At 66.3% G+C, this 15,830-nt stretch carries 15 protein-coding genes and 1 riboswitch; of the genes, 12 read left to right on the top strand and 3 right to left on the bottom strand.

The window, feature by feature from the left end; genetic code table 11:
• The first annotated feature begins 85 nt into the window (after positions 1 to 85).
• Positions 86 to 195, top strand: a riboswitch (TPP riboswitch).
• A 58-nt stretch (positions 196 to 253) separates the two neighbouring features.
• The 10 genes from thiC (at position 254) to BSP_RS04710 (ending at position 8,486) form a co-directional block, all read left to right on the top strand.
• Positions 254 to 2,272: a phosphomethylpyrimidine synthase ThiC gene (gene thiC / locus BSP_RS04755; RefSeq protein WP_227976041.1), complete on the top strand. Its 2,019-nt coding sequence runs from the start codon at positions 254 to 256 to the stop codon at positions 2,270 to 2,272.
• A gap of 127 nt (positions 2,273 to 2,399) precedes the next feature.
• Entirely contained in the window at positions 2,400 to 3,029 is a 630-nt protein-coding gene (locus BSP_RS04750; protein WP_227976040.1) for a TIR domain-containing protein, read from the top strand.
• Positions 3,030 to 3,083: 54 nt separating this feature from the next.
• Positions 3,084 to 3,584 carry a Panacea domain-containing protein gene (locus BSP_RS04745; RefSeq protein WP_152949472.1) on the top strand — a complete coding sequence of 167 codons (501 nt, stop codon included), beginning with the start codon at positions 3,084 to 3,086 and terminating at the stop codon, positions 3,582 to 3,584.
• Positions 3,585 to 3,591: 7 nt separating this feature from the next.
• Complete coding sequence (locus tag BSP_RS04740) at positions 3,592 to 4,308, top strand: hypothetical protein (protein ID WP_152949471.1); 717 nt, start codon at positions 3,592 to 3,594, stop codon at positions 4,306 to 4,308.
• Positions 4,277 to 4,822: an AAA family ATPase gene (locus BSP_RS04735; RefSeq protein ID WP_194167002.1), complete on the top strand. Its 546-nt coding sequence runs from the start codon at positions 4,277 to 4,279 to the stop codon at positions 4,820 to 4,822. The genes BSP_RS04740 and BSP_RS04735 overlap by 32 nt, the downstream gene beginning before the upstream one ends.
• Positions 4,819 to 4,995 (top strand): hypothetical protein, encoded by a 177-nt coding sequence (locus tag BSP_RS04730; protein WP_152949469.1) that lies wholly within the window; start codon positions 4,819 to 4,821, stop codon positions 4,993 to 4,995. The genes BSP_RS04735 and BSP_RS04730 overlap by 4 nt, the downstream gene beginning before the upstream one ends.
• Positions 4,996 to 4,999: 4 nt before the next feature.
• The gene (locus BSP_RS04725) at positions 5,000 to 5,509 is read left to right on the top strand and encodes a hypothetical protein (protein WP_152949468.1); all 510 of its coding nucleotides are present in this window, start codon (positions 5,000 to 5,002) and stop codon (positions 5,507 to 5,509) included.
• A gap of 230 nt (positions 5,510 to 5,739) precedes the next feature.
• Positions 5,740 to 6,633 carry a hypothetical protein gene (locus BSP_RS04720; RefSeq protein ID WP_152949467.1) on the top strand — a complete coding sequence of 298 codons (894 nt, stop codon included), beginning with the start codon at positions 5,740 to 5,742 and terminating at the stop codon, positions 6,631 to 6,633.
• A 59-nt stretch (positions 6,634 to 6,692) separates the two neighbouring features.
• On the top strand, positions 6,693 to 8,123 hold the full coding sequence (gene tldD, locus BSP_RS04715) for a metalloprotease TldD (RefSeq protein WP_152949466.1): 1,431 nt from the start codon (positions 6,693 to 6,695) through the stop codon (positions 8,121 to 8,123).
• Between the two features lie 60 nt (positions 8,124 to 8,183).
• Positions 8,184 to 8,486, top strand: a complete 303-nt coding sequence (locus BSP_RS04710) for a hypothetical protein (protein ID WP_054764686.1) — start codon at positions 8,184 to 8,186, stop codon at positions 8,484 to 8,486.
• A 14-nt stretch (positions 8,487 to 8,500) separates the two neighbouring features.
• On the opposite strand, the gene BSP_RS04705 is transcribed toward BSP_RS04710, so the two are convergent.
• Positions 8,501 to 9,472, bottom strand: coding sequence for a TraB/GumN family protein (locus BSP_RS04705; RefSeq protein ID WP_152949465.1), 972 nt, complete (start codon positions 9,470 to 9,472; stop codon positions 8,501 to 8,503).
• 144 nt (positions 9,473 to 9,616) lie between these two features.
• Between BSP_RS04705 and BSP_RS04700 the strand changes: the two genes are divergently transcribed.
• On the top strand, positions 9,617 to 11,689 hold the full coding sequence (locus BSP_RS04700) for a TonB-dependent siderophore receptor (RefSeq protein ID WP_152949464.1): 2,073 nt from the start codon (positions 9,617 to 9,619) through the stop codon (positions 11,687 to 11,689).
• A gap of 70 nt (positions 11,690 to 11,759) precedes the next feature.
• On the opposite strand, the gene BSP_RS04695 is transcribed toward BSP_RS04700, so the two are convergent.
• Positions 11,760 to 13,523 carry a peptide MFS transporter gene (locus tag BSP_RS04695; RefSeq protein WP_054764683.1) on the bottom strand — a complete coding sequence of 588 codons (1,764 nt, stop codon included), beginning with the start codon at positions 13,521 to 13,523 and terminating at the stop codon, positions 11,760 to 11,762.
• Positions 13,524 to 13,794: 271 nt separating this feature from the next.
• On the opposite strand from BSP_RS04695, the gene BSP_RS04690 reads away from it, so the two are divergent.
• On the top strand, positions 13,795 to 14,931 hold the full coding sequence (locus tag BSP_RS04690) for an N-acetyltransferase (protein ID WP_152949463.1): 1,137 nt from the start codon (positions 13,795 to 13,797) through the stop codon (positions 14,929 to 14,931).
• A gap of 457 nt (positions 14,932 to 15,388) precedes the next feature.
• Here BSP_RS04690 and mscL read toward each other — a convergent pair whose 3' ends face one another.
• Positions 15,389 to 15,805 (bottom strand): large-conductance mechanosensitive channel protein MscL, encoded by a 417-nt coding sequence (gene mscL / locus BSP_RS04685; protein WP_152949462.1) that lies wholly within the window; start codon positions 15,803 to 15,805, stop codon positions 15,389 to 15,391.
• Positions 15,806 to 15,830 lie beyond the last annotated feature (25 nt).

Below are 15,830 nucleotides of genomic sequence, written 5' to 3'. Positions count from 1 at the left end.
TTCATGGCTAAGCCTGTGGGAAGGGGCGCCTTTTTCCGGCGCGGCCCGCCCGGCTTGACGTCCGCCTCCCCCGGCGTCACCCTGAGGCCGTTCTCCGGGGTGTCGCAATCGAGCGGCTGAGATAGAGGTTCCTCCTCTGACCCGTCGAACCTGATCCGGGTCATGCCGGCGAAGGGATGAGTACGCTTTAGGTCCATGCGCCACAGGACCCTCGCGCCCGACGTCGGCGGACCTCAAACCGTTTGAGGCCGCCATGAACATCCAAGTCACCCCGCCCGCCCTGCCCGAAGAGCCCAATGTGGATCTGGCCCTGGCCGAGGCGCGCAAGGCGGTCGAGGCTGAGACCGGCCGTATCCCGACCGGCGAACGGGCCGGGTCGAAGAAGGTCTATGTCCAGGGCGTCCTCTATCCGGATATCCGCGTCCCCTTCCGCGAGATCGCCCTGCACCCGTCGGCGAACGAGCCGCCGGTCACCGTCTATGACTCCTCGGGCCCCTATACCGACCCGAACGTCACGATCGACATCAAGAAGGGCCTGCCGCATGTGAAGACCAGCTGGCAGCTGGACCGCGGCGACATCGCCCCCGTCCTGAACCCGCGCGAGGTCAAGCCCGAGGACAACGGCCATGCCTCGGGCCGCCACCTGGCCCCCCGCTTCGACACCTCCAACCACCGCGTCTTCAAGGGCGTGCCCGGCCGCCCCGTCACCCAGTACGAATACGCCAAGGCCGGGATCATCACGCCCGAGATGGAATATGTGGCGATCCGGGAGAACCTGCGGCGGGAGGCAGTGGCGAGTGGCGAGCGGCGAGTGGCGAGTGACGTCGCCTCCACCATCACCCTAGCCGATGGCACGACGGTCCCTGTCCCCTCTTCCTCCTCGCCACTCGCCACTCGCCACTCGCCACTGGAGCGCGACGGCGAATCCTTCGGCGCCAGCATCCCCGACTATGTGACGCCCGAGTTCGTGCGCTCCGAGATCGCCCGCGGCCGCGCCATCATCCCGCACAACATCAACCACCCCGAGGTCGAGCCGATGATCATCGGCCGGAACTTCCTGGTGAAGATCAACGCCAACATCGGCAACAGCGCGGTGCTGTCGTCGGTGGACGACGAGGTCGACAAGCTGGTCTGGGCCACCCGCTGGGGCGCGGACAACGTCATGGACCTGTCGACGGGCAGGAACATCCACAACATCCGCGACTGGATCATCAGGAACTCGTCCGTCCCGATCGGCACCGTCCCCATCTATCAGGCGCTGGAGAAGGTGGGCGGCATAGCCGAGGATCTGACCTGGGAGGTGTTCCGCGACACATTGATCGAACAGGCGGAACAGGGCGTCGACTATTTCACCATCCACGCCGGGGTGCGCCTGCCCTTCGTGCCGATGACGGCGAAACGCGTCACCGGCATCGTCTCGCGCGGCGGCTCCATCATGGCCAAATGGTGCCTGGCCCACCACAGGGAGAGCTTCCTGTATGAGCATTTCGAAGACATCTGCGACATCATGCGGGCCTATGACGTCTCGTTCAGCCTGGGCGACGGCCTGCGCCCCGGCTCGATCGCCGACGCCAATGACGAGGCCCAGTTCGCCGAGCTGCGGACCCTGGGCGAACTGACCCAGATCGCCTGGGCCAAGGGCTGCCAGGTCATGATCGAAGGCCCCGGCCATGTGCCGATGCACAAGATCAAACAGAATATGGACGAGCAGCTGAAGCACTGCCACGAGGCGCCCTTCTATACGCTGGGGCCGCTGACCACCGACATCGCCCCGGGCTACGACCATATCACCAGCGCCATCGGCGCGGCCATGATCGGCTGGTTCGGCACGGCCATGCTCTGCTACGTCACGCCCAAGGAGCATCTGGGCCTGCCGGACCGTCAGGACGTCAAGGACGGGGTCATCACCTATAAGATCGCCGCCCACGCCGCCGACCTGGCCAAGGGCCACCCCGCCGCCCGCCTGCACGACGACGCCCTGAGCCGCGCTCGGTTCGAGTTCCGCTGGGAGGACCAGTTCAACCTCGGCCTGGACCCCGAAACCGCCCGCCAATACCACGACGAGACCCTGCCCAAGGAAGCCCACAAGACCGCCCACTTCTGCTCCATGTGCGGCCCCAAATTCTGCAGCATGAAGATCAGCCAGGACATCCGCGACGCGGCGGCGGCGCAGAACGACGCGGGCGGTTCGCTGGCGGAGGCCGAGGCCGGGATGGCGGAGATGAGCGCGAGGTTCAGGGCTGGGGGCGGTGTGGTGGAGGTGAAGGTCTAGGCGCTCCGGTCAATCGCGCTATACGAGAACACCGTGCGATCAGGAGGTGCTACCAATGTCATGGACTCGAGACTCCGTTCGGGAGCTTCTACAAAACAACGCAATAGATCTTCTCAACGAAGAAAGAATGGCCAACGACACGGGTTGGCGGTTCGACGGCGGAAGCGGTGAAGTCATCTGCGTTTACGACAGCGGGAAGGTGGTATGCCAAGGCAAACGCCAACAGGAGATGCGGGCGCTGTTTGGGCAGGCACCAGCCGCGATTGCGGCCTCGCCAGCGACAACTCCTCAGAAGCCGGCTGCCAATAGGAACGTATTTGTCGTCTACGGCCATGATCCCAAGGCCAGAACCGAACTCGAGGCGATGCTACGCCGCTGGGGATTAAATCCCCTGATTCTGGACCAACTAACGTCAGGCGGTCAAACAATCATTGAGAAACTAGAGAGCGTTCGACGAGACGCGGGCTTTGCTGTGGTCCTGGCAACCCCAGATGACCAAGGTCATCGGTCGGATCACCCCGAAGAAGTCGCCTACCGAGCTCGGCAGAATGTCGTCCTCGAGCTAGGGATGATGCTTTCGGTATTAGGCCGAGACAAGGTTGCTATACTCATGAAAGACCAAGTGAGTATGGAGAGACCTTCCGATATCCAAGGCCTAATCTACATCCCGTTCAAGGAGGACGTTAAGGAGGTGGCTCTGGCGCTAGCAAAAGAGATCAATGCCAGAGGCATCTTTATCGATCTTCAGAAGGTCTAGCCGCCGCATGGTTGCAAAACGGCACGCTCGTCATTAGAACGTAGAGGGAACACCATGCTCTACGATGGCCGACAAGTTGCAAACTTTGTTCTCGATGTCTGCGGCGACATCGAACGCCCGATCTCGAATTTATCTCTGCAAAAGATCGTCTATTTTTGCCATGTATGGAGCCTCATTGAGCTCCATAGGCCGTTGATAAAACACTCTTTTGAAGCGTGGGAATACGGCCCCGTTCTCCCGTACCTGTACCGAGAGTTTAAAGTTTTTGACAGCGCGCCGATTACTTCTCGCGCGAGGTCGATAGACCCCATTTCCGGTTCTTTGCGAATCGTGAATTATGATTTTGACTCAGAAACTCGCGCGCTTCTGGAGAAGGTTGTTTCCTTTTACAGCCAACTACGACCGAGCGATCTAGTACGGCTGAGTCACGCCGAGGGGGGGCCTTGGGACGAAACATGGAACCACAAAGGCGTGGTCAATCCAGGAATGAAGATCAAGGAAGACAGTATAGTACGCTTTTATTCGCACGCGTTTGTCCCCTTCTCACTGCAGTGACAAAACCATGGCCAAGCTAAAAGTCCCATCCGCTCAGCACCTAGCTCGTAATTGGCAAGAAACGCCCGCAAAGGTGCAGAGGGAATTGGTGAGTCTTGCACGAAACCCACCTACTTTTAGCTACCAAATTTTGTTCGGCTTTGTTCGAGACATGCTGTTACTCGGAGTTCCGAAGGAGCAAATTGAGTTTGCGATCCGAACAAAGGTCAAAAGAGAAACAGTTCGGGGTTATTACCTCGAACTCCTCCCTCTCATCGCTGAACATTTCCTGGATGAGTCTCCAAAGTACGTGATGAGTGTAGACCGTCGCTATTACGCGGCTGGTCGGGGATTGATGGTTCCATTCGACCCGCCCATAATCTACGGGGGGACCAGCGGCCTCATTTTTCCATGGTTCAGTTTCTGGAAATCTAATCCGTTGTCGGGAGACCGACTGTCTCTCTTCGTGACAATGGTCAAAGAGATACTCGCAGAAGATCCAGACCTTGAGGCAGCTGATTTTCAGATTTTGGATTTCAGTGCTCCAAAGGGCTCCGGAGAGCGGCAGTTAGAAATTATCCACGCAAGCGACGTCCCCCTGCTTTCGGACGCACGGAAAACAGAAATGTTGGAAATATTTGCAGAAGGGTACTTTGCCGCAGCGGAAGAACTTCGGACCACGCCTGATGAAATAGTCGAGCAAGATGCGCCGGGTGATCCCGATCAACAAGGCCTGTTCGACTAGGACACATGCCACCCTCGTCCTCCTCGCCGGACCGAACGGCGTCGGCAAGACCACCTTCATCAACCGCTTCCTGCGCCAACGGGCGGAGGCGTTTCGGTTCGTGAATCCGGACGAGGTGGCGCGCGATCTGGAGGGCGACGGCGCTTCGCGCGATCTGGCGGCGGGGCGACTGGTGCTGGAGCGGCTGGAGGCCCTGTTTGCGGAACGGGCCGATGTTGTTCTGGAGACCACCTTGGCGACCCGATCTCACGCCGGGCGCATCCGTCGCTGGCGGGCCGCCGGATACCGGGTCGAACTGGTCTATCTGCGCCCGCCCTCGGCCGACTTCTCGGTCATGCGGGTGGCGCGGCGGGTCGCCCAGGGCGGACACGGCATTCCCGAAGACACGCTGCGCCGCCGCTTTCAGCTCAGTCTCGACTATCTGGAGACGGTCTATAAGCCGCTGGTGGACCAGTGGGAGGTCTATGGGGTTAGCGACGGCGAGCCCGATCTGTTAGATTGGGGACCGAAATGAGCAGCATCTTCGACCGCGAAACCACCCTGAAGGCCCTGCGCGACGCCGCCCGGATCGCGCGCGAAGGCACGCGCGAGGAGAAGTCCGGCAAGTTCCTGCCGCCGCCCGGCTGGAAGGGGCGTCTGGTCACGGCCGCAGACGTTCCGGCCGCGCCGAAGAAGAAGCGGGCCTGACCCCGTGATATCGCTCGCTCTCGCCTTCGCGCTCGCCGCAGTCGCCCCACAGCAACCCGCCGACCCACTGGGTCCGGCGCGCGAGGGCCGGCTGCAGTGCCATTCGCCAGATGCGGCGCGAAAGACCTGCGGCGCCATCGCGACTTACAGCTTTGCGGCGGACGGGACGATTTCGAACCAAGCCGAGGTGATGCTGAATCCCTCGCCGCTCATCGTCATGCGGGACCAAACCCCCGTTGTCGTCCGCGACGGCGCAGTCTGCGGGCCGTTAACCGGCCTTGAGGGCGCCGTCTTCACAATCGACGGCCAGCCGGCCGACCCCCAGACGGCAGAGATGCTCCGGGGTCAGCTGAGCGCCGCCTTCGCCCAGCTGGGGACGGAAGTCTGCACCCGCTATACGCCCCAGGGCGAGGGCTGGCTGGCCGAGGCCTTCATCGACGGCCGCCCCCGCCCCGACCTGAATCAGCCGGTGATGTGGGTCTCCCCCACGGACGGCTATTCCGTCCGGCCATAGGTTCAGGGGTTCGCGGCCCATGCCCACGTTGGGGGTCCCCCGGTTCCGCTGCGCGGCCCGGAGGATGACGAAAGGAGGGTGCGAAGCCCCCTGCCCCCACCCCTTCCCCCACACCGCCCTCTGATTCCCCACGGCTTTTCGGCGCTTCCCGACAATCGACCCATCACCCCTTTCCCCCGACCTCATACTGAGGCGGCTCCGCATCGGGGCGGATCGGTCGGGAGGGACGGATGGACGCGACGGCAGGCGGCTGGAACGAGGACGGGGACGGGGATTGGGGCGCGGAGGGGATGGCGGAGCCGGGCGCCGAGCGGGCCTGGGACGATGAACCCCTGAACGACCGGCCCCTGTATGACGGGCGGCGGGTGCGCGATCCCTATCAGAGGGGCGGGGGTTACAGCCGGATATCGGAGGACCGGTGGGATGCGATCCAGCGGGCCTATGCGGCGGGCGAGCCGGGGGCCTCGGTCTGTCGGCGGTTCGGCCTGGCGCGCTCGACCCTTTACGCCCGCGCCCGCGACGAGGGGTGGCTGCGCCAGGATCAGGATCAGTATCAGGATCAGGCCGAACCCCTGGACCATGGGTTCGAGGCGGACGGGGCGGACGCGCCCGTGGACCTGGAGGCCGAGACGGCGGCGGGCCTGTGCGACTACGGCCTGTTGGCGGGTCACGCCCGGGTGCGGATGCAGCGGGCGATCCTGGCGGGCCGAGGGGTGGAGGCCGGGCGCTGGATGCGGCTGCACGCCCAGTTGACGGCCATGGCCCAGGCGGAAGAGGCGATGAAGGCGGAGACTGAGGCCCAGACCCTGAGTCCGCCGCCGGCCGAGGCCGCCCCCGCCCCCGCGCCTGCGGCCCAACCGCCCGCGCCCAAGCGCCGCTCCGGCCCCAAACCCCTGTCGGACTGCGATCGGTTTGAGGTGCTGGAACGCCAGATGAAGGCCCTGACGGACCTGGAGCGGTCCTTCGCCGGCCTGGACCTGAGCAATCCCGTCTATCGCCGCCTGCTGGAAAAGGCGGTGAAGGCGGTCGTCCTGATGGGGCCCGATCCGGTCGATCCAGCGCCGGACACATCGGACACATCGGACACATCGGACAGTGTTTTTTCCACGCCCGTCCCCTCCTGACGGTTCCGATCCGGTCCTGAACAGGTGACGAGGGGCGCTTCAGCCCCTACCTAGGCGTCATGACCCTTCATGCCGCCCCGCCGCCCCTCCTCGACGCCGCCGGCGTTTCGACCGACGACGCCCTGTCGATCCTGAAGTCCGCCCTGGCTGGGGCGGACGACGGGGAGCTGTTTCTGGAACGCTCCGAGAGCGAGAGCCTGGTGTTCGACGACGGGCGGCTGAAATCGGCCGCCTATGACGCCACCGAGGGGTTCGGCCTGCGCGTCGTGGCGGGCGAGACCGCCGGCTACGCCCACGCCAATGAGATTTCGGCCGCCGCCCTGGGCCGCGCCGCCGACAGCGCCGCCCTGGCCAAGGCGGGGCATGAGGCCCGCGTCGCCGAGGGGCCGCGCGCCACCAATCAGAAACTGTATGCCGAGGTCGATCCCCTGGCCTCGCCCGCCTTCTCCGACAAGATCGCCCTCTTGGCCGAGATCGACGCCTGGGCCCGGGCCCGCGATCCGCGCGTGGTCCAGGTCTCGGCCTCCCTGGTCGGCGAGCGGCGCGCGATCGAGATCCTGAGGGCCGACGACCGGGCGGTGCGCGACGTGCGGCCCCTGGTGCGGCTGAACGTCTCGGTGACGGTCGAGCAGAACGGCCGGCGCGAGAGCGCCTCCTCCGGCGCCGGGGGCCGGGCGGGCTTCGAGGCCTGGGTGGCGCCCGAACGCTGGCAGGCCCAGGTGGACGAGGCCCTGCGCCAGGCCCTGGTCAATCTGGAGGCCGTCGATTGTCCGGCGGGCGAGATGGACGTGGTCCTGGGGGCCGGCTGGCCCGGCGTCCTGCTGCACGAGGCCATCGGCCACGGCTTCGAGGGCGACTTTCACAGGAAGGGCTCATCCGTCTTCAACGGCATGATGGGCAAGCGGGTGGCGGCGCCGGGCGTGACCGTGGTCGACGACGGCTCCATCGCCGGGCGGCGCGGCTCCCTGTCGGTGGACGACGAGGGCACGCCCACGGGCCGCACCGTCCTGATCGAGGACGGGATCATGGTCGGGCTGATGCACGACCGGCTGTCGGCGCGTCAGCTGGGGGTCGCCGCCACCGGCAACGGCCGTCGCCAGTCCTTCGCCCACATGCCCATGCCGCGCATGACCAACACCTTCATGGAGGGGGGGCGGGATTCCAAGGCCGACATGATCGCCAATACGAAGCGCGGCCTCTACGCCGCCAACTTCTCGGGCGGTCAGGTCGACATCACCAACGGCAAGTTCGTCTTCCAGTGCAATGAGGCCTATCTGATCGAGGACGGGGTGATCACCGCGCCGGTGCGCGGCGCGACCCTGATCGGCGACGGGGCGACGGCCCTGACCAAGATCCAGATGATCGGCGACGACTTCGCCTTCGACCCCGGCGTCGGGGTCTGCGGCAAGGCCGGACAGGGCGTGCCCGTCGGCATCGGCCAGCCCAGCCTCAAGATCGGCGGCCTGACCGTCGGCGGAACGGCGGTCTAGGGGGCGGAACCGGATCGCGCGACCGTGAGTTTCCCCGCCACACAGGAGAGGAGACTTACCGTGGCAACCGAACGCACCATCAAACACCCCGACGGCCGGGTCGAGCGCGTCAGCGAAAACTCGACCGGCCCGACCATCGTCGAGCAGCGCCGCAGCGGCGGCGGAATGGGCGGGGTCATCGCCCTGATCGTCGGCCTGGCCCTGGTCCTGATCATCGGCTGGTTCCTGATGAACATGAACCGCAATGAGGCGATAGAGTCCAACGCCGTAGCCGGCGCGGCCGAAAGCGTCGGCAACGCCGCCGACACCGTCGGCGAGGCCGCCCGCGACGCCGTGCCCGATCGCGCGACGCCTGCCAATTAACCCATTGATAATAATTACGAAATAGGCGGGCCGCCGGGGACCTCGGCCGGCGGCTGCGGCCGCCAGTCGGGGCCCAGAGGCTCCAGCCGCTGGGCCTCCAGCCGGTCCAGCAGGCCGCCCGGCTGGGCCAGCAGGCGAAGCGGGGCGATGGCGACCGTCGTCCCGCCCTCGGCCAGGGCCTGGTCCACCGCCTGGCCCCACAGGGCCTCCAGCGCCGGCCCCTGGCCCATCACCACCCAGTAGGAGCAGGCGCTGACGGCCTGATCCAGGGGCGAGGCGAGCACCTCGGCGACGCGGCGCCGGCGCCAGGCCTCGGCCCGCCGCTCGCCCTCCGCCTCGCCCAGCTCGGCCGCCGTCACCGCCCGCGTCATACAGTCGAGATAGCGCTCGGGCGGGGTCGTCAGCACCCGATCGATGATCTCGTCCCCCCGCAGGGTGCCGACCGGCTCGGCCGGCTTGCGGTTGGTCCGCGCCGCCCGCCGCACCACGTCCGAGACCGGCCGCTCGCGCCGGGCGTAGCCGCCCCGCTCCATCAGCTCGGCTGACAGCAGCAGCAGGCTGGTGCGGCTGGGCCCCTCGCCCGTGACCCGCTCCAGCCGCGCCTCCAGCTCCGGCGGCAGATAGTCGGCCGTGGTCCGGCCCTCGGGCAGGCGGGTCAGGGTCCGCGCCCGCCAGATGACTCGCCCCAGATCGGCCAGGGACGCCCGCCCCTGCACCGGGAACAGCACCCGATCCGCCCGCTCCACCGCCGTCGTCAGGGCCTCGGTCCGCCAATCCATGTCGCGCGACAGGCCGTCGATCGACCCGACCAGGATCAGGGTCGCGTCCCCGCGCCGGATCTCCCACATCGGCCCCTCGATCCGACGGGCGGTGACGACGATGTCCTCCACCGCATCGGCCGGCGGGTCCGCCTCCTGGGCTGTCGCCCGCCAGCCTGCGCTTGCGGCAAGCAGAATAGAACAGAGAAGAGCGGGGATACGGTTCATGACTTCACTGTATTCGCGCGCCTTTCGGTTTCGTAATGAAATGTCTGTAATGATGGCGGCGATTTAATCCACCTTTCCGCCTTGTAACTGGAGATGAACGTCCGCTGACGGCACATCCCTCGACAACATTCGAGGGGAAGACCGATGACGAAGACCTTGCTGCTGGCCAGCACCGCCCTGTTCCTGTCGGCCGCATCGGCCTTCGCGGGGGACGAACCCCAGGTGGCCCAGGCGCCGGTTCCGACCGGCCCGGCGGGCCAGGCGCCCCTGGCCGACGCGACCCAGCGCGGCGTTCTGGTCTTCACGCCCGACTTCTTCGCGGCCCAGCGCCCCAATACGGCGCTCGACATGGTCAATCGCGTGCCGGGCTTCGAGGTCGACGACGGTTCCGGGGCGCGCGGCTTTGAAGGGGCGGTCGGCAATGTGCTGATCAACAACGCCCGTCCGGCCTCCAAGAACGACGGCGGCTCCAATGTGCTGAGCCGCACCCCGGCGCGTCAGGTGGAACGGATCGAGCTGATCCGCGGCGGCGCGCCCGGCATCGACATGCAGGGCTTCTCGGTGGTGGTGAACGTCATCCTGAAGACTGAGGCCAGCCGCCAGTCGATCCTGACGTGGAACACGACCCAGTTCGAAGGCGCGGGCCAGGATCTCTACGGCGGCAGCTATCAGTTCACCGCCCGAGACGGCGACCGCAGCTGGGGCGTGACCCTGTCCGACGGCATCAGCATGAGCGATTCGAACGGCCCCGGCCGGACGATCCGCCGTGACGTGGCAGGCAATGTGCTGCGCGACGAGGTTACCGACACCGACGGCTACGGCGGCGGCAATTCGATCCGCGGGACCTATGCGGGTCCGATCGCCGGCGGCAAGGTCGACCTGACCGCCCGCTATGGGATCAACGACTGGAACGGCTACTACAACAGCCGGTCGGCGACCGCCTTCCGCGAAAGCCTCGACCAGGAGGACAACAAGAGCGGCGAGTTCGGCGTCACCTGGGAGCGGCCGCTGAACGACCGGTTCAAGCTGGAAACCCGGCTGATGCATGAGTTCGGCAGCTGGGACGGGGTCTCGACCTACAACGTCCTCAGCAACGGTCTGGACGCCCCGGAAGAGCGGTTCGTCTATTCGGGCAAACGGTCCGAGACCATCCTGCGCGCCCTGATCCGTCACGAGCGGTCGCCCAAGCTGACGATCGAGACCGGCGGCGAGGTGGCCTACAACATGCGCCAGACCGATCAGGCCTATAGCGTGGGCGGCGCCCCGGTGGCCCTGCCCAGCGCCTCGGTCAAGGTGGAGGAGACGCGGGGCGAGGCCTTCTCCAAGGGCACCTGGCGGCTGCACCCGGACCTGACGCTGGAGGCGGGGCTGCGCCTGGAGGCCTCGACCATCAGCCAGTCGGGCGACGCCGATCAGGAGAAGAGCTTCTTCTTCGCCAAGCCCCGCTTCATGGCCACCTGGACGCCGATGCCGAACAACCAGCTGCGCTTCCGCTTCGAGCGCGAACTGGGCCAGCTCGACTTCTCCGACTTCGCCGCCTCGGCCGACCTGGAGGAACAGAACGTCTACGGCGGCAACGTCGATCTGGAGCCCGAGCAGCGCTGGATCTCCGAGCTGACCTATGAGCGCCGCTTCTGGGGCGAGGGCGTGGTCTCCATCGGCTATCGCCACGACGAGATCATCGACGCCATCGACCGCATCCCCCTGGCCGGCGGCCTGTCGGCGGTGGGCAATATCGGCGAGGGGACGCTGGACCGGCTGTCGCTGAACGTGACCGTGCCGCTGGACAAGCTGGGCGTCACGGGCGCCCGCTTCACCTTCAGGAACGACTGGAACAAGACCGAGGTCACCGATCCGACCACGGGCGAGAAGCGGCCGATCTCCGGCGTTCGTCCGACCCAGGCCAATGTCGGCCTCGAACAGGACATCACGCGCCTGAAGCTGCAATGGGGGGTGAACTGGCTGCCCTATCTGGGCCAGCCCAGCTATTCGCCCGATCAGGTCTCGCGCTGGCGCGGAACCGACTATTTCGAGCTGTTCGCCGAATACAAGCCCAGCCCGACCCTGGCGATCCGGGCCCAGCTGAACCTGTGGGACGACTTCACCCAAAGCCGCACCGTCTTCGCCGACCGCGACACCCGTGCGGTGGCCTTCGTCGAGGACAGCGTCGTGGATCCGCGCACCTTCGCCTCTATCCGGGTCCGCAAGACCTTCTGAGGCGGCTGAGGCCAACGAAAAGCCCCGGCGGATCGCTCCGCCGGGGCTTCTTGCGTCGAACAGGCGGGCTTTAGTGGATCCCGGCCATGCCCTTCTTGAGCAGGGGCGACATCAGCAGCAGGAAGACGCCGACGCCGACGCCCGTCCAGCCGATGGTGCCGAAGATCGACCCATAGGTCTGAAGCGCCAGCTCGGGGCTGGTGACGACGCCGGCGACGGTGTCGGTCGCCGTCGCCTTGGCGATGATGCCGGCGACGATATGGGCGACAGAGCTGGACAGGAACCAGACGCCCATCATCATCCCGACCACCCGCGCCACCGACAATTTGGTGATCATCGACAGGCCGACCGGCGACAGGCACAGCTCGCCGATCGTGTGGAAGAAGTAGGTCAGGAACAGGAAGATCAGCGGCACCCGGAAGGCGTCGTTGGCCTGGGTCGCGGCAGCCCAGGTCAGCACCAGGAAGCCCAGACCGACGAAGACCAGGCCGAAGGAGAATTTGACCGGGGTCGAAGGCTCCAGCTTGCGCTTGGCCAGCCAGACCCAGAGGGCGGCGATGATCGGCCCGCCCAGCACGATGATGCCGGGGTTGAAGGTCTGGGTCATGGCGGCGTTGAACCATGACGGCATCTGGGTGGACTGGTCTGCGAACAGGGTCAGGGACGACCCTGCCTGTTCGAACAGGGCCCAGAACAGGACCGAGAAGAAGATCAGCACCTGGGCGACCAGCATGCGCGACCGCTCGGCGCCCTTGAGCCGGAAGACCGTGAAGCCCACCACGGCGGCGAAGATGACGCCCGCGATCCACGGCAGGGCCGTCTCGATGATCTCGTGGCGCTGCATCAGCAGCCAGGTCGGGATGACGGCGACGATGCCGGCGATCCAGAAGAAAGGCACCAGCGGCACGCCCAGGATGGAACGGCCCTGAACGGGGACCGGCGGCGCGCCGCGGCCTTCGAGCCAGGACTGGCCCAGGACGAAGGTCAGCAGACCGAACAGCATGCCGATGCCGGCCAGGCCGAAGCCGTAGGCCCAGCCGTATTTGATGCCCAGATAGGAGCAGGCGATGGTCGCCAGGAAGGAACCGAGGTTGATCCCCACGTAGAAGATGGTGAAGCCGCCGTCGCGCCGGGGGTCGTTCTCTTCATAGAGAGCGCCGACGACGGTTGAGATGTTGGCCTTCAGGAAGCCGACGCCCACGATGATCAGGGACAGGGCCAGGAAAAGAACCGGCTCGCCGAGCGCCAGATCCCGCGTGGTCTCCAGCGTATAGGCGCCGGTCGCGGTGAAGGCGGGGAAGCCGGCCTTGGCGGCGGCCTCGGGCGCGGCTGCGGTCGCCGGATCCAGCGCTCCGGTCGGCTGGGCGTTGATCGCTGCTCCCGTGGCGACGGCCGCCACATCGGAGGCGTTGGCGGCGGAGGGCTCGGCGCCGACGGCGGAGACGCCTTCGGGCGATATGGCGACCTGGACCCGTTCATCGCCGTTGACGGCGAAGATGCGGCGGTTCTGGTCGCGGCCCTCGACCTGCAGCTCATAGGTGGTGTCACCGATGGTCAGGCGCTCGCGACCGCCCGTGCCTTCGAAGGCCATGGTGAAGTGACCCAGGACCAGCAGAACGGCGCCGATGATGACGGCCTTGCGCGATCCGAGATAGCGGTCGGCGATCAGGCCGCCGAGGACCGGCATCAGATAAACGAGGGCGGCGTAGGCGGCGTAGATGCCTTGAGCCTCGGCCGGGCCGAACAGGAAGTGCTGGGTCAGATAAAGGACCAGCAGGGCCCGCATGCCGTAGTAGGAAAAACGCTCCCACATTTCCGTGAAGAACAGGATCACCAGCCCCCGCGGGTGCCCCAGGAAAGTCTTACGAGGCGCGAGCGCCCCCCCATCCGTCACTGTCAACGGCTCACTCCCAACTGCCGCGCCTCAACGGGGCGCGCGAAAGGCGCATACCCAGCACAGGGAGCAAACCCGAACAAGAGTTAAGGTTATGCGCCCCCTCGCCGCACCCGGCGATGCGCCGAACTGGCGCCCGATATGCAGAGGTTCCCGCATCCCGCCGCCGGGGCGCCAATATGGCCCGGTCGAGGACGGGAGGGAGTGTTGAATGGCTGTGCGGCCGATCCGCCGATCCGACTATGCGGCGCTGAACGCCCTGCACCGCCAGGTCGGCTGGCCCGAGCGGTCCGAGGCGGGGTGGCGGTGGCTGGAGGCCAATCCGGCGCGACGGGACCTGGACGCCCCGACCGGCTGGGTCGTCGTCGATGAGGCCGATGCGCCCCAGGCCATGCTGGGCAATCTGGTCCAGAGGTTTCGGCGCGGCCCCGAGGTTCTTTACGCCGCCACCGGTTTTTCCATCATCGTTCCGCCCGAACGACGGGGCGCCAGCCGGCCCCTGATCAAGGCCATATTGGCCCAGTCGGGCCTGTTCGCCTGCTACACCCTGAACGCCAACGCCCGGTCGGCGCCGCTCTATCCCCTGTTCGGCTTCAAGCCGGCGCCGGCCCAGACCCACGCCCTGAAGCTGGCCTGGAGGGTCGATCCCCTGACCTGTGCGAAGGGCCGGCTGCTGCGCGGACTGCTGGGCGGAGTGTCGGCGGAGACGGCCCGGCGGTTGGGCGACCGGCTGATGAACCGCCGCCTGTTCAAACCCCGCCGCCTGAAGCTGCCGGACGGGGTCCGGGTGCTGACCGACCTGGGCGAGGGTTCGCCCTATGTCGACTTCTGGCGGGCCCTGGTCGCCGAGGGCCGGCTGATCGCCGACCGCAGCCCCGAGATCATGGCCTGGCGCATGAGCGACCCCGACATGACCCTGGCGCCTGTGGTTCTGGGCCTTTTTCACCGGGACCGGCTGCAAGGCGTCGCCCTGGCCCACATGAACAAGACCCGTCTGATCGATCCGCCCTGTCTGGACATCCTGGATCTGGCGGCGCTGGACGGGGCGGACGACGCGATCGAGATCCTGGCCCGGACCCTGATCGACAATGCGCGGGGCCTGGGCGCGGCCAAGGTCAGGCTGCAGGTGACGACGCCCCTGATGCTGGAGCGTCTGGGGCCGCTGGCCGCAAAGGCCCGGCGCGAGGGCGGATGGGGCCACGGCCACGCCGTCTTCCGCGATCCCGTCTCCGCCGAGGAATGGAGCCCCACCCCGTTCGACGGGGACTACGCCGTCTGCCTGCGCCCCGTGCCGGCGCCCCGCCGGTCGTCGATCAGGCGCGAAGTCGAGCGAGACGCCGCCGTCTGAGCCGACCGGTCTTGCTCCGGGGCGGGCCGGCGATCGGACACGAAAAAAGGTGTCCGATGTGTCCGATCTGTCCGACGCCCTTTGATTTTGCTGAAGAATAGTCCGCCGTGGACCGGACAGTCCGTCGGCGAACGGTCGCGCCGTCCTTTGCGATGTCGAATACCGAAACGCCAGTCTAGGCGCTGCGGAAGGACCGACGGCCGATTGGGCGGCTCGATCCGCAAGGCGTTGAAAAATCGATCTCTTTACGCCCTGACCTATAGGGACGTCGGCGCGAAGGCGAGGCGCGGACCGGGTCGCGGCGTCGTTCAGCGATCAGGCTCTAGAGCATGATCGTTTCGGACGGAACCGCTTCGCGGTTCCGACAGAAGCGTGAATCATGCTCTCGCTTTAATCTGGAGCCTGATTCACGGCTTCAGTGGAATCGCGAAGCGATTCCACTTCAACCGATCAGGCTCTAGGGCCGGGCCTTCAGCGTGTCGCGGATCTCGGTCAGCAGGGCCTCGGTCGGGGTCGGGGCCGAAGGCGCCGGGTCCGGTTTGGCGGCTTCCTGGCGGCGCAGGCTGTTGATCCCCTTGACCAGCAGGAAGACGACGAAGGCCACGATCAGGAACTGGATCACGGTGTTGGCGAAGGCGCCGTACTGGATCGCCACCTTCTCGACCTCTTCGGTCGCCGGATTTTCGGGCCGCAGCACCCATTCCAGTTCGGAAAAATCGACCCCGCCGGTCAGAAGGCCGATCGGGGGCATCACCACCTGATCCACCAGGCTTTTGACGATGCCGTTGAAGGCGGCGCCGATGATCACGCCGACGGCCAGATCGACGACGTTCCCCTTGATCGCGAATTCGCGGAACTCGGACAGAAGGCTCATGCGGGGATCTCTCGGTCGTTGATCT

The organism is Brevundimonas sp. Bb-A (assembly GCF_009394735.1).
GTDB classification, from domain to species: domain Bacteria; phylum Pseudomonadota; class Alphaproteobacteria; order Caulobacterales; family Caulobacteraceae; genus Brevundimonas; species Brevundimonas aurantiaca.
The sequence above is the reverse complement of the archived record's forward strand: the minus strand, read 5'-3'. Positions and strand labels throughout refer to the sequence as shown.